Consider the following 12,798-nt stretch of genomic DNA (forward strand, 5'->3'; position numbering starts at 1 on the left):
TCCTTTTGATAAAATGGTAACATGTATATGACAAAATGAAAATCAAAAATAAGCATGAAAAAATGAAACTTTAATGAAAGGGATAAAAAGATGAAGAAAGTATTGATTTTACATACAGGCGGTACAATTTCAATGCTGGAAGATGAGCAAAGCGGTGCAGTGAGACCAGAAGGGTCCAATCCTCTAACAAATTTTTCATTGAATGCAAACAATGTACAAACAATCGTAAAAGAGCTTTTTAACTTGCCTTCCCCGCATATAACTCCTAAGGAAATGCTGGAAATTAAAAAAGAAATCGAACATCATGCCAAAAATGGAAGCATCGACGGTGTCGTCGTCACTCATGGAACGGATACTTTAGAAGAAACAGCTTATTTTTTAGATTTGACTCTTGACCTTCCCATCCCGGTTGTTGTAACAGGTGCGATGAGGTCAAATAATGAACTCGGATCAGACGGATTATATAATTTATTGATGTCCATAAAAGTTGCTGCTTCCGACGAAGCGAAAAACCTTGGTGTGTTAGTTGTCATGAATGACGAGATTCATACAGCAAAAAACGTCACAAAAACGCATACAAGCAATATCGCTACATTCCAAAGTCCGCAATACGGACCGATCGGTATTGTGAACAAAAAAATTCTGGCATTTCATCACTATCCGTTAAGAAAAGAAACATATAGTATAACGAAAATCACTAAACATGTGCTCCTTTTAAAGGCGTATGCAGGCATGGATGAAAAAATAATGGAAGCAGTTGAAGGACTGAATCCGGATGGAATCGTCATTGAAGCTTTAGGGCAAGGAAATTTGCCGCCGGCTTTAGTACCCGGCATGAAACGGCTTATTGAGAAGAAAGTGCCGATCGTCATTGTCTCACGATGTTTTAACGGCATTGTGCAGGATGTCTATGATTATCAGGGCGGAGGAAAACATTTAAAACAGCTTGGCGTTATATTTTCGAACGGATTAAACGGGCAAAAAGCTAGAATAAAGCTTTGTGTGGCTTTAGAAAAAACGAGCGATTTAACTGAAATAGAAGAAATGTTTTCGAAATAATAAGCTGTTGTGATGATCAACACAAATTTTACTAAAAAATGTTACAAGAAGGGGGTGTCTAATAAGTCGTTTTTACAGCTTATTGACGCCCCCATTAATGTGTTAGAAACGTTGATATATCGGTGTTTATGATTTTTTGTTTTCAATGGCGATTTGATTTCTGGACGGCCCCACAACTTATGAAAGCAACAAAATCAAGTAGAGAAAAACGGATTGTTTTTCTCTACTTGATTATTTTCGGGACATCCCCTATACTCTTTTGATAATTTCTTCTGCGATCAATTCCCCGTGAAATCTGCCGTTTTCGATAAAAATTTCATTCGCATCATTTCCAGCTGCGATGACACCGGCTATAAAAATCCCGTTTACATTCGTTTCCATTGTATCGGGATTGTAGTAAGGTCTGCCTGTCTGCTCATCAATAAGTACACCCATTTTTTTCAAAAAGTTATGATCTGGATGATAGCCAGTCATGGCAAAGACAAAATCACAAGGAATAGTTTTTTCTTCTGTTCCGTTCACAATATAACTAATAGAGTCATTTTTAATTTCTTTTACATCTGCCCGAAATTCCATTTTTATATAGCCTTTTTTGATAAGAGAATCAAATTCCGGCAATATCCAAGGCTTAATGCTTGAAGAATACCCGCTTCCTCGGTACAATACAGTTACTCTAGCCCCGGCTTTATAAAGCTCAAGCGCGGCATCAACACTTGAGTTTTTCCCGCCGATCACAACGACATCTTTATCAAAATATGGGTGAGCTTCTTTAAAATAATGGAAAACGTGGGGCAGATTTTCGCCTGGAACATTCATGTAATTTGGATTATCATAATAACCTGTAGCAATCACAACAAATGACGCACGATATTTTCCTTTTTCCGTCGTTACCATGAACGTTCCGTCCTGCTGCTTTTCTACCTTCTCTACTTTTTCATATGTATGAATGCGCAAATTTTTTCGCTTCACAACTTCCCGGTAGTAAGCAAGCGCTTGATTGCGGACAGGCTTTCGGTTTTCTGTGATAAATGGGACTCCGCCAATTTCAAGCCTGTCTGCTGTGCTGAAAAAGGTTTGATGTGTTGGAAAGCGATAAATGGAATCAACAATATTTCCTTTTTCAATAACTAAAGGATTTATTCCTTTTTCCTTCAATTCGATCGCAGCCGATAGTCCACATGGACCTCCGCCGACAATGATCACTTTTTCTTCTTGCATCATGATCACTCCTATAGCATTAAGCGGCTGGTGACAAAAGAAAAACTTCCCCTACATTATCATAGGGGAAACTGCAAAACGATGCAAATATTATACCCATCCGCGATATCTGCATGCTTCTGCCATTTTTCTTACGCCTACCATATATGCAGCAAGCCGCATATCTACTCTTCTGTTTTGCGCCGTTTCATATACAGTGTTAAATGCTTTCACCATCATTTTTTCCAATTTTTCTTCCACTTCTTCTTCAGACCAATAGTAGCCCTGATTATTTTGAACCCATTCGAAATAAGAAACCGTTACTCCTCCCGCGCTTGCCAATACGTCAGGCACGAGTAAAATTCCCCGGTCCGTTAAAATTTGAGTGGCTTCAACAGTTGTCGGACCGTTGGCTGCTTCTACGACAATTTGAGCCCGAATATTATGGGCATTTTCTTCTGTAATTTGGTTTTCAATCGCCGCAGGAACTAAAATTTCGCAATCAAGTTCTAACAATTCTTTATTAGTGATCGTATCATTAAACAATTTCGTAACAGTTCCGAAGCTGTCGCGCCGGTCTAATAAATAATCGATGTCTAGTCCGTCTGGATCGTACAGACCGCCGTATGCATCGGAAATACCTACAACTTTTGCTCCGGCATCATGCATAAATTTTGCTAAATAACCGCCTGCATTTCCAAATCCTTGGACAACGACCCTAGCCCCTTGTAAAGAAATTCCACGCTTCTTCGCTGCTTCGCGAATGCAAATGGTCACGCCTTTTGCCGTTGCCGATTCACGGCCATGTGAACCGCCGAGAACGAGAGGCTTGCCGGTAATAAATCCTGGCGAATTAAATTCATCAATCCGGCTGTATTCATCCATCATCCAAGCCATGATTTGCGAGTTCGTAAATACATCAGGTGCAGGTATATCTTTTGTAGGGCCAACAATTTGACTAATTGCCCGAACATATCCTCTGCTTAATCTTTCTAATTCCCTGAACGACATATCTCTTGGATCACAAACAATTCCACCTTTTCCACCACCGTAAGGCAAATCAATAATTCCGCATTTTAGACTCATCCAAATTGAAAGCGCTTTTACCTCGTTTTCAGTTACATTTGGATGGAAGCGAACGCCTCCTTTTGTAGGTCCTACAGAATCATTATGCTGCGCCCGGTAGCCAGTAAATATTTTAACAGAACCGTCATCCATGCGAACAGGTATTTTCACTGTCAGCATGCGAATCGGCTCTTTTAATAATTCATACACCTCTTCTGGATAACCTAGTTTTCCTAACGCTTTATGTATTACCTTTTGCGTAGCTTTTAGCACATCATGCTTGTCATTGCCTTCGGCTACCATAATAAGTAAACCTCCTATATGTTCTTTAATAATGAAAAGGAAAAGTCCACCTTTCATGACTTAGTATACACCTTCTATAAATTAATTCAATCATTAATTCATAGAAAATAAAGGGATACTGAATTTCTTGTTAAAAAAAGAAAGCGGCAAACCGCTTTGTTTTTTATCAAATAAAATACTAAATCTACGCAAAAAAAGCTGATAAAACATCGCTGAAAGGCGATGTTTTGTCAGCCTCAGGAAAAATAGTCATTCAAAAGACGAACAGCGTGATCCTTTATCAATAATTTTCCATATTCATGCAGTCTATGAGTTGTCATATGTGTCGGCGTTCCATATTCCGCTAAAATTGCAACAAGATGCTCCGTTTCAATCTTAGAGATGTCATCAAACAGCAGGTAGTATCGTCCCTGATATGAATATAGCGCGCCTTCTGTTATTTCGAAACGTTGAAGAACTTTTGCAAGATCGAGGACATCTTCGAAATTCAAAAACTCATACAATATATCTTGATGTTCATCCACTTTTACTTGCATTTCAATATAATCATCTAAAAATTCATCTTCAAGTTCTTCATCATTATTTTTGGAAACAATGATCACCATTCCCTGTGCTTTTAGTGAATAAACCTCGACCGCAATCGAACCGTTTGCATGAAAATCGAGTTCTTCACTTGCCTCATTGATCATTTCCCGGAAAAGCTGATGAACTTTTAAAGAGTTGTTCCATAGATCTTCTTTTGTTAAGCCGCGATCCGACAAATCATCTAGAGTCAGGAAAATTTTAATTTTATTATGATTAAGACGCTCGAGCCGCATCTTCTTCCCTCCTGCCGTCAATACATCATACGATATTGTATGTTGATTCTAAAAGATGGTTCTTTAGTTAGTAAACAGTTTACAATTACGAGGGGGTGAAGACAAGCATTTTTACTCACAAATCACATTTTTATTTCGTTTTATAATAGAGATTAATATCAAATTCTTTTTTCATAACAGAAAAAACCTTGTCGCGATTCATCCACTCTTCTTCGCTTTTCCAAAAATCAGTGCTTTTATCAATAATTTCCCATCTAAGCTCATGATATTCTTTTTCCGCTTTTTCTTCTTTCTTTTTAAAATAAACGGCTGTTGAATAGCTGAATGCAATCAGCAAAACGGCGAATAAGTGTGATGATTGAAAAAAATAGAATAAAACAAACAAAAGATCTGTTTCCAATCGTTGATATACGTTGAAATAAATAAACACTATAAAAATGATCACTTCCACAAATGTAATTATTTGCCAAACCAAACATTTCTGTTTATATGTTTCGAATTCTCTTTTACGCTCAATGAGCCCTTGCAGCATATGCTTGGTAGGTTGATCTGTATAGGGCAGATCTTTAATTTGCCTTTCCATTCGTTTAAAATCCCCCAAAGTTTTTTGTACAAGTTATGCATGATCTTTTTCAAATATGAAAATTTTTTAGTTATTGGGGATTATCTAAAGGGATTTTTAAAACTTGTCCGACATAAATGTTGGAATCTTGAAGATGATTCCATTCTCGAATAAGCTCTTCGCCATTTCGGCTTTTATAATACTTCATCGAGATTTTATACAGCGTTTCGTTCGGCTGGACAACATGAGTAATGATGCGTCTGTTCTCTTCCATGTTTCCATCGCTTTCATTTCCAGAAATTTCTTTTCGGGTTTCGTCTCTTGTGCTGTTGGAAGAGGATTGTTCTTCAGTCGTTGGAGAAGCTTCCTGTTCATTCTGATTTCCTTCTTCTTTGTCTGAGTTAGAGGAATTATTTTCTTCCACTCTCTCTTCTTGAACAGACTTCCCGCTATTATTTTTAATAATTACAGAGTCAAAATCTGAAAGATTTTCCCCGCTGCGGTTTGATTGATTTCGTTCTAAATAAGAAGTTAAAAATAAAACAACGACTGGCACTAATATAAAAAGAAAGACGAGAATACGCAAAAGCGGATAGTTCATTTTCTTTTTTTTCTTCCGCCTTTTTTTATGCACTTCACTCCGAGACGGATATGTCCCCGTTCTCTCTTTTATTTCATCAATCATTTTTTCCCTTAAACGCTCAGCTTGGTCATGTTCATACGGACTTGTCATCTTCTTCATCGTCCCTCCCATCGCCTTTACTATTTTTCAAATATTGAAAGCGAATTTGCACTGCCGATACAAAGTCGATAAGAAAATGAGCGAAAATTGTTGTTAAAATATTCTCAGTCAGTTCAAATATCACTCCGAGAAAAAAACTGACGAACAAAACCGTTGCAAATAACAGCCATTTTGAAAGATAACGAAAATGCATGAAGGCAAAGATCAAACTGGCGATAAACAGTCCGAAATGGGTTTGCAGAACCCCGCGAAACAATATTTCTTCCGCAAAAGCAACGATAAGGGTCATCCAAAAAATTTCCGGCAAGCTTCTGTTTTGAAACAGTTTTTCATTGATTCCTCCATCATCGTACCAGCTTTTTGGCGCCCATTTCATAATTACCAAATCAATGAGCAGAACGATAACTGTTGCAAGCAAGCCAACAGCTATCGTTTCCCAACTCAATTCCCATAATTGAAAAAAATCCTCCGCACGGTCAAAAAAAATGAACCCTAAAATAATCGATATAAGAAGAAATAGCGACTGAGTGACCATGAGATGAAATAAAAGCTCTCGATCGGTCATGTTCTTTATCAATTCTTCTTGTCTTTTAATCACGCCTTCACCCACTTTGACGAAACAGCCTTTTTAATTCTTGCTTCCAATCCCACTTTATCATTGGCTGGGATGAATGAATTTTTTTTCGGATAAAAAAACGATCGTTTATTCCGCAATTGTCGCAGCAAATCGAAACCTTTGTTGAAGGTTTTTCCTGAAAATAGCTTAAAATCATGTTCCGCCTGCATGCTTTTGCTCGTAAAAATGCTTCCATGTCGGCTAATTTTTTAAATTTCATTTTCATTCGATCTTCAATCTTGCTCCATACATAATTTACGATCTGATCAGTCGTCCAATGATACATGTTTTCATCCAACATTTGGAAATTATATTGTAAAAATCTCCTCTGTACATCAGACAAGCCGAAGCTGCTCCACTCTTCTTCTGTTAAATCAAAGCTTCCCTTTAACCGAATCGTTTTTACAATCAACTCAATCTCTTTTTTTTCAGGAAATTCAGAACGTATTATCGACCGGGGAAACTCCTCGTCACCCTTTGGTACAAGTGCAATTGCAATGCTTTGGTTTCCATCTCTTCCTGCCCGGCCTATTTCTTGTACGTATGATTCCATGTCAGCAGGATAATGGAAATGGATGACAAATCGAACGTCTTTTTTGTTTATTCCCATTCCAAAAGCATTTGTCGCCGTTATAACCGAAAGTTCGTCATTTAAAAATTGCTGTTGAATCAACATTCTATCTTCATATTCCATTCCGCCATGATAATAAGCCGCATTTGTCATTCCCTTTTGTTCAATCCATCTGGCAAGCTCTTCCGCCCACTTTCTTGTGGAGCAATAAATGATACCCGGCCCTTCTAACATTTTCAGCCATTCGGCTAATCGCTCCAATTTTTCCTCTTGGCTGCTTACGGCTTCAACATTAATGGCAACGTTTTGCCTGTCAATAGAATGAATATGAAATGTTGCATCGGTTAAATGCAAGCATTTCGCGATATCGTTCAGCACTTCTTTAGTGGCTGTGGCGGTCATCGCCAAACAAGGGGGAGAACCGATCATCTCCCTTACCTTTCCGAGCTTTAAATAGTCAGGCCGAAAATCATGTCCCCACTGTGAAATGCAATGCGCTTCATCGACGACAAATAAAGATATTTGGATTTGCGCCAATGCATCCAATAGCCTTTTTGATTTAAACATTTCAGGCGATAAAAATATAAATTTGTAACGGTGCAATTGCCGGAAAGCTTTTTCTTTTTCATATCGGGTTAAAAAGCTGTTTAATGCAATGACTCTTTTTTCTCCAAACATTTTCATCTGCTGTTCCTGGTCTTGCATGAGCGACAATAGCGGAGACACTATTAATACAGCACCTTGTAAACAATAGCCAGAAAGCTGATAGCACAATGATTTTCCACCGCCTGTCTGAAGCATGGCAACTACGTCATGTCCGCTAATAACATCTTCAATTATTTCCTTTTGGCCTGTTTTAAAGCTTGAATAACCGAATTTTTCCTTCAGCAAAGTAAAAAGATCTTTCGTCATTGCCATCTCCTTATTGCAGCCATTGCCAGCCGAATTTGAAAATAGCTGTATTGATCTTGAAGATATTCTTTAACTTTTTTCAGCTTGTTTGTTTGCAGCTTTTCAATCGCTTGCCCGATTTTGACCACATCTTCTTTGCTTACATAAGGTTCGAAGGCAAAATCGTGCATGTTTAAAGCAATCTCAACAATATGGTCCTCAATCGTATTTCTTTTAAGCTTTCGGACTGCTGCAATTTCATCAATGCCCAACCCCTCCGCCAACAAGCGGTACGTTTTTTCCGCCGATGCGGTTAGCGGGTGTTTTTTTATCAAATCTCTTAAAAGACCGAATAATATCGGATATTGATCAGAACGTTTTTGCAATTCGTTCACCATTTGAATGACGGCAGCTTGAAACATAAGCTTCAAATAAAAAGGATCTTCATTCGCAGCTGCTGCAAGCTGTTCAAAGGTGATTCCATTTTTTTTAAAGCCGGACAAACGATTGACAACTAAGATAGCTCCCTTTTCATCTAAACATTCAAGCAAACGGTTCATTTCCAAAAACGTTCGATTTCCGATATTTTTCTTTGTCTCTTTCATCTGTAATATGTATGTTTTGACAAAATGCAACAGCTGACCATTATTTGTTATAGGTAAAAATTTCGAATGGTTATAAACTAGATGGGAAACCGTTTGAACAAATAAAGATAAACGCTGCCAAAAAATTTTTCCTATATCATTGTAGGTGGCCCCATCCAGCTTATCAGGAAACGGTTTTTCTGACAAAAATTCTTGCAGCACCCGTTCGCCGTTCATTGTGACCATATAAAACTCGCCTTTTACTTGTTTGACATATGACAGCTGAACCAATCTGTTTAACAAGTGATTATATTCTTCAAGCTCGAGCTCACGGCAAATGCCAAATAAGTTCGATAAATGAAAAATAATGCTATCTTGAATCGTTTGAGAAGATTTTTTTCCTTTTAATAAATGAAAAACAGCTGCTTTCGATCGCTCGCATTTGAGCTGTTGAAAACAATAAAGGATGATTCCTTCCAAATAAGAGAGAGGCATTTGATCACCTTAAAAATTGAAACCTTCTGTTCAATCCTTATTTTATCAAAATTTATCCAATAATTGTCGAAAAATATATAATGAATGATTTGATTTAAGTAAGTTTATCGAAATACTATGACATTTCATCTTTTTTTATTGAAATGTTTAATATTCCATCTTACAATAATTATGTGGTATTCTGATTATTATATAAAACATTCTGAAGTGGAAGATAAATGTTTCTTTCTCTTTTATGACTTCTACTCATTTCATTTATACAGGAGGTTAGACAATGCCAAAATATACAATCGTTGACAAAGAAACATGCATTGCATGTGGTGCATGTGGGGCAGCAGCGCCAGATATTTATGATTATGACGACGAAGGAATCGCATACGTTATTCTAGATGATAACCAAGGGACGGTTGAAGTTCCAGAAGTTTTAGAAGATGATTTAATGGATGCTTTTGAAGGTTGCCCAACAGATTCCATTAAAATTGCCGATGAACCCTTTGACGGCGATCCTTTAAAATTTGAATAGCTGTTTCATCAGCTTTAAAAGAACAACCCCCACGGAAAAACGAATTTCTGTGGGGGTTTTGTGTATCATAATTCGGAGCACCGTGATGATGCGAAAACATCATAACGGCTGATCTCCGCTTTTTTGCTCGCATATAAATTTATGCATTTTGCACGTTAAATTTATGTTGAAGCCATTCTTTGATTCTGCCGTAAATCATTAAAAAGACAATGGCAATAATTGTTCCTTTAATGAGGTTAAAAGGCAAAATCCCGGCAATAATGACTTGCTTCACTTCTGCAATCGACATTTGCGGCATATTTAAAAACAGTGTATATGCCGGCAAAATGAAATAATAGTTCAATAAGCTCATGGCTACTGACATCGAAATGGTCCCGGCAGCTAAACCGAAAAGAACCCCTTTCATCGAACGAATTTTTTGAAACACGAATGCAAACGGCAAAAGGAAAAACAATCCAGCCAAGAAATTTGCCAACTGATCAATCGGAACTCCTGTCGCGCTTCCTTGAATGATGTAATGAAGCGTATTTTTAATCGCTTCTACAGCCAATCCTGCAATCGGCCCTAATAAAATCGTCGCCAGCATAGCAGGAATTTCGCTGAAATCAATTTTTAAAAATGCCGGAAGTCCCGGAAGCGGAAAGTTAAGAGCCATAAGCAAGTAGGAAATCCCGCTCAACATTCCTACAAAAACAAGTTTAAATGCCTTTGTTTTTAACACAGTCCTTCTCTCCTTTTCTTTCTGTGATCCATCTTGAAAAGAAGGAAGGGTCCATCTCCTGCTTCAATAAAAAAACCCTCTACATTGACGCAGAGGGAGAATTGTAAGCAGGTCAAAATAAACGTTTCAATGATCATATTTTTTGAAACGCCTGAACCCTCATCTTCTCCCATCCAGACTATACTGTCGGCTCTGGATTCTCACCAGATCCACCGTAAAGGAAAAACACCTTTACGGGTCACGGGCTAAAAAAGCTTAAAAGCTTTTATCACCGCCGGTCGGGAATTTCACCCTGCCCCGAAGATGAATCCATATTTTTTTATCTTCATTATATACAACTCAACTTTCGCAGCTCAATTTTGGTAAATAAGCCTTGATATAATTAGGCAAAACTACAATCCATTTACGTAATTGACTTTCGATGAATTTTTTAATCTTTTGATTTACATTTTGAAGTGCATCTTCAAGAATTTCAATGAGTAGTTGAAGTGCAAAGGCCCAATCTAGTTCATCGATTTCATCACAAAGTTCATAAAAAATGCCGCCTAATGTTCGATAATCTGTACTTACTCGGTTTTGCCAAGACAAAACAATGTACCTTGTAAACACAATAGTGGTATGGCTGATCATGGAATCATAAGATCTTCCTTGGAACTCTTTTTGGAGTTTCAATAAGGATTTGACTGTTTTGAAGAATACTTCAATATCCCAACGTATCCCATAAATACGAATGATTTCTTGATCCGATAAAGTACAGTCTGTACTCAAAATAGCTAGCCACTGTCTCTTTTTATTACGATTACGGACAAATACCACTTTAACAGGTACGCCATTTGCCATCGTTGTGTGAATAGAGCGCAAAATACCCTTTTGATGTTGTGATGGTTTAGCTGTTTGGTATAGTTTTTTTAGGCTCACCCATTCACCGTTCACTTGATATCTTTGTTTTGTATCCTTCACCATTCCAATAACATCCAACCCTTGATCCACAATGGACTTGATCAAAGGCTGTTGGGTAAACCATGTATCCATTAAAACGTATGAGGCATCGATTCCTTGAGAAAGTGCCCGTTTAATCATATTGGGAATAACTTCCGGCGCTTTTTGTAAAGCTTCGACACGCCGCTTATAACCGGATGTACGCTTATCGATTCGGTTATCAATCCCATTGATTTGGGAATTCGTAGAGCTTAATAAAGCAAAATCAATAGGCAAAAATGTAGCACCATCTGACCAGCCGAGTGTAAGCATACGAAATCCTTTGTAATAACGCATTTTTTGAGAAGAATGATCGAAACAGCGAGCAAGCAGTTCAACCTTTTTACTGCGATTTCGTTCATAAGATGAGTCGTCCACGATCAGCACTTTCGGACGGTCGTGTCTCGTTAAACTACTTACCTTCATAATGGTGAAAGTACTCAAAACAAGTAAAAACCTGCGCCAATTGTATTGAGGGTTATTTAAGAAGCGATAAATAGCGTTTTTTTCCGGCAAATCTTTAGCTTTTTTACTTTGAAGAAGTCGAAACAAATTTTTGCCTTCAAAAACTAAACTAAAAACTAGCTGGAATAAATAGGCGCAGGAATAACCGAAACCCTTGTTAATTCCCACTTTCCTTAAATATTTTAAGATTTCAAGTTCATCAAATATAGCTTTTACTTCTTTTGGTAGTTGATTGTTCAGTCTGTTATTCGTTATCATAATAAGAGACACCTCACCTGCTTTTGGTAATGTTTTTTCTGGACAATTAAACTATACCAAAAGTTGAGGTGTTTTTTTTGCAAATTTTTATGTCAAGAAGTATTCGAAACAACCAACAAACCCATTAACCGTAAGGCTTAGAAATCCAATTTACTGTGAGAAAGTTGAGCAATAATAAAAAAAAAAGAAACTTATTTTATTTCATTGTCTTTTTTCTACAATTGCCAATATTTTTTACATCCTCTATAATAAAAAGGCATACATAATAAAGGAGGATTTTGTCGATGGCAAACAATAAAGTTGTCGAAGCTTTTATTGAAATTCCGACAGGAAGCCAAAACAAATATGAATATGACAAGGAAAAAGGCGTTTTTAAACTAGACCGAGTTCTTTATTCGCCTATGTTTTACCCTGCAGAGTACGGTTATTTAGAAAATACTTTAGCACTTGACGGAGATCCTCTTGACATTCTCGTAATCGTCACCAATCCGACTTTCCCTGGATGCGTCATAGAATCGCGTGTCATTGGCTATTTAAACATGATCGACAACGGTGAAGAAGATGCAAAATTAATCGGCGTTCCTGTAGATGATCCTCGTTTTGATCATGTTCAATCGATTGAAGATCTGCCGGAGCACAAATTAAAAGAAATTGCCCATTTCTTTGAACGTTACAAAGATTTGGAAGGAAAACGAACAGAGATCGGCAGCTGGGAAGGACCTGAAGCAGCGGCAAAACTAATTGACGAATGTATCGCACGATACAATGAATCTAACAATTAAACAAAAAAGAGAGCTGTTTCTTCAGAAGCAACTCTCTTTTTCCCTTTTTACACACAGTAAACGTTTTCAAACTGTAAAGTTTTGAACCTTGACAACATAGACCAGTTAAGATAAAATAATCAGAAATTTTGTTTTCATTTTTAATTCGTTCACTAGGGGGATCTTAGA

Annotated in this window: 13 protein-coding genes and 1 riboswitch; of the genes, 3 read left to right on the plus strand and 10 right to left on the minus strand. The window is 37.4% G+C overall.

Annotated features, from left to right (window positions below; genetic code table 11):
* The first annotated feature begins 90 nt into the window (after window positions 1-90).
* On the plus strand, window positions 91-1,059 hold the full coding sequence (locus NSQ41_RS12125) for an asparaginase (RefSeq protein WP_339210024.1): 969 nt from the start codon (window positions 91-93) through the stop codon (window positions 1,057-1,059).
* 249 nt (window positions 1,060-1,308) lie between these two features.
* Here NSQ41_RS12125 and NSQ41_RS12130 read toward each other — a convergent pair whose 3' ends face one another.
* From NSQ41_RS12130 to NSQ41_RS12165, 8 genes are all read right to left on the minus strand, one after another.
* Window positions 1,309-2,277 carry a YpdA family putative bacillithiol disulfide reductase gene (locus NSQ41_RS12130; RefSeq protein ID WP_066247690.1) on the minus strand — a complete coding sequence of 323 codons (969 nt, stop codon included), beginning with the start codon at window positions 2,275-2,277 and terminating at the stop codon, window positions 1,309-1,311.
* A gap of 90 nt (window positions 2,278-2,367) precedes the next feature.
* The gene (locus tag NSQ41_RS12135; protein WP_063388611.1) at window positions 2,368-3,624 is read right to left on the minus strand and encodes a Glu/Leu/Phe/Val dehydrogenase; all 1,257 of its coding nucleotides are present in this window, start codon (window positions 3,622-3,624) and stop codon (window positions 2,368-2,370) included.
* Window positions 3,625-3,860: 236 nt separating this feature from the next.
* Complete coding sequence (locus NSQ41_RS12140; protein WP_063388612.1) at window positions 3,861-4,442, minus strand: genetic competence negative regulator; 582 nt, start codon at window positions 4,440-4,442, stop codon at window positions 3,861-3,863.
* 130 nt (window positions 4,443-4,572) lie between these two features.
* The gene (locus NSQ41_RS12145; protein WP_063388613.1) at window positions 4,573-5,025 is read right to left on the minus strand and encodes a DUF2663 family protein; all 453 of its coding nucleotides are present in this window, start codon (window positions 5,023-5,025) and stop codon (window positions 4,573-4,575) included.
* 70 nt (window positions 5,026-5,095) lie between these two features.
* Window positions 5,096-5,746 carry a LysM peptidoglycan-binding domain-containing protein gene (locus NSQ41_RS12150; RefSeq protein ID WP_157728008.1) on the minus strand — a complete coding sequence of 217 codons (651 nt, stop codon included), beginning with the start codon at window positions 5,744-5,746 and terminating at the stop codon, window positions 5,096-5,098.
* Entirely contained in the window at window positions 5,721-6,344 is a 624-nt protein-coding gene (locus NSQ41_RS12155) for a CPBP family intramembrane glutamic endopeptidase (protein ID WP_063388615.1), read from the minus strand. The genes NSQ41_RS12150 and NSQ41_RS12155 overlap by 26 nt, the downstream gene beginning before the upstream one ends.
* Window positions 6,345-6,348: 4 nt before the next feature.
* Window positions 6,349-7,845 (minus strand): ATP-dependent DNA helicase RecQ, encoded by a 1,497-nt coding sequence (locus tag NSQ41_RS12160; protein WP_339196744.1) that lies wholly within the window; start codon window positions 7,843-7,845, stop codon window positions 6,349-6,351.
* Window positions 7,842-8,903, minus strand: coding sequence for a helix-turn-helix domain-containing protein (locus NSQ41_RS12165; protein ID WP_339196747.1), 1,062 nt, complete (start codon window positions 8,901-8,903; stop codon window positions 7,842-7,844). Before NSQ41_RS12165 ends, NSQ41_RS12160 begins: the two co-directional genes overlap by 4 nt.
* A gap of 274 nt (window positions 8,904-9,177) precedes the next feature.
* Here NSQ41_RS12165 and NSQ41_RS12170 point away from each other — a divergent pair, with 274 nt between their 5' ends.
* Entirely contained in the window at window positions 9,178-9,426 is a 249-nt protein-coding gene (locus NSQ41_RS12170) for a ferredoxin (RefSeq protein WP_063388618.1), read from the plus strand.
* 139 nt (window positions 9,427-9,565) lie between these two features.
* Here the strand turns inward: NSQ41_RS12170 and NSQ41_RS12175 are convergent, their stop codons facing one another.
* On the minus strand, window positions 9,566-10,108 hold the full coding sequence (locus tag NSQ41_RS12175) for an ECF transporter S component (RefSeq protein WP_232515771.1): 543 nt from the start codon (window positions 10,106-10,108) through the stop codon (window positions 9,566-9,568).
* A 196-nt stretch (window positions 10,109-10,304) separates the two neighbouring features.
* Window positions 10,305-10,456, minus strand: a riboswitch (FMN riboswitch).
* A gap of 30 nt (window positions 10,457-10,486) precedes the next feature.
* Window positions 10,487-11,848, minus strand: coding sequence for a transposase (locus tag NSQ41_RS12180; protein WP_094245809.1), 1,362 nt, complete (start codon window positions 11,846-11,848; stop codon window positions 10,487-10,489).
* Window positions 11,849-12,132: 284 nt separating this feature from the next.
* On the opposite strand from NSQ41_RS12180, the gene NSQ41_RS12185 reads away from it, so the two are divergent.
* Complete coding sequence (locus tag NSQ41_RS12185) at window positions 12,133-12,630, plus strand: inorganic diphosphatase (RefSeq protein WP_339196749.1); 498 nt, start codon at window positions 12,133-12,135, stop codon at window positions 12,628-12,630.
* The last annotated feature ends 168 nt before the right edge of the window (window positions 12,631-12,798 follow it).

It is taken from the genome of Aeribacillus sp. FSL K6-8210, assembly GCF_037963925.1.
Classification (GTDB): domain Bacteria; phylum Bacillota; class Bacilli; order Bacillales; family Aeribacillaceae; genus Aeribacillus; species Aeribacillus composti.

What these genes read in the sequence shown, in the direction of transcription:
- NSQ41_RS12125 (WP_339210024.1), top strand. Translation starts at nt 91, where the DNA reads ATGAAGAAAGTATTGATTTTACATACAGGCGGTACAATTTCAATGCTG.
- NSQ41_RS12130 (WP_066247690.1), bottom strand. Translation starts at nt 2,277, where the DNA reads ATGCAAGAAGAAAAAGTGATCATTGTCGGCGGAGGTCCATGTGGACTA.
- NSQ41_RS12135 (WP_063388611.1), bottom strand. Translation starts at nt 3,624, where the DNA reads ATGGTAGCCGAAGGCAATGACAAGCATGATGTGCTAAAAGCTACGCAA.
- NSQ41_RS12140 (WP_063388612.1), bottom strand. Translation starts at nt 4,442, where the DNA reads ATGCGGCTCGAGCGTCTTAATCATAATAAAATTAAAATTTTCCTGACT.
- NSQ41_RS12145 (WP_063388613.1), bottom strand. Translation starts at nt 5,025, where the DNA reads ATGGAAAGGCAAATTAAAGATCTGCCCTATACAGATCAACCTACCAAG.
- NSQ41_RS12150 (WP_157728008.1), bottom strand. Translation starts at nt 5,746, where the DNA reads ATGAAGAAGATGACAAGTCCGTATGAACATGACCAAGCTGAGCGTTTA.
- NSQ41_RS12160 (WP_339196744.1), bottom strand. Translation starts at nt 7,845, where the DNA reads ATGACGAAAGATCTTTTTACTTTGCTGAAGGAAAAATTCGGTTATTCA.
- NSQ41_RS12165 (WP_339196747.1), bottom strand. Translation starts at nt 8,903, where the DNA reads ATGCCTCTCTCTTATTTGGAAGGAATCATCCTTTATTGTTTTCAACAG.
- NSQ41_RS12170 (WP_063388618.1), top strand. Translation starts at nt 9,178, where the DNA reads ATGCCAAAATATACAATCGTTGACAAAGAAACATGCATTGCATGTGGT.
- NSQ41_RS12175 (WP_232515771.1), bottom strand. Translation starts at nt 10,108, where the DNA reads ATGTTGAGCGGGATTTCCTACTTGCTTATGGCTCTTAACTTTCCGCTT.
- NSQ41_RS12180 (WP_094245809.1), bottom strand. Translation starts at nt 11,848, where the DNA reads ATGATAACGAATAACAGACTGAACAATCAACTACCAAAAGAAGTAAAA.
- NSQ41_RS12185 (WP_339196749.1), top strand. Translation starts at nt 12,133, where the DNA reads ATGGCAAACAATAAAGTTGTCGAAGCTTTTATTGAAATTCCGACAGGA.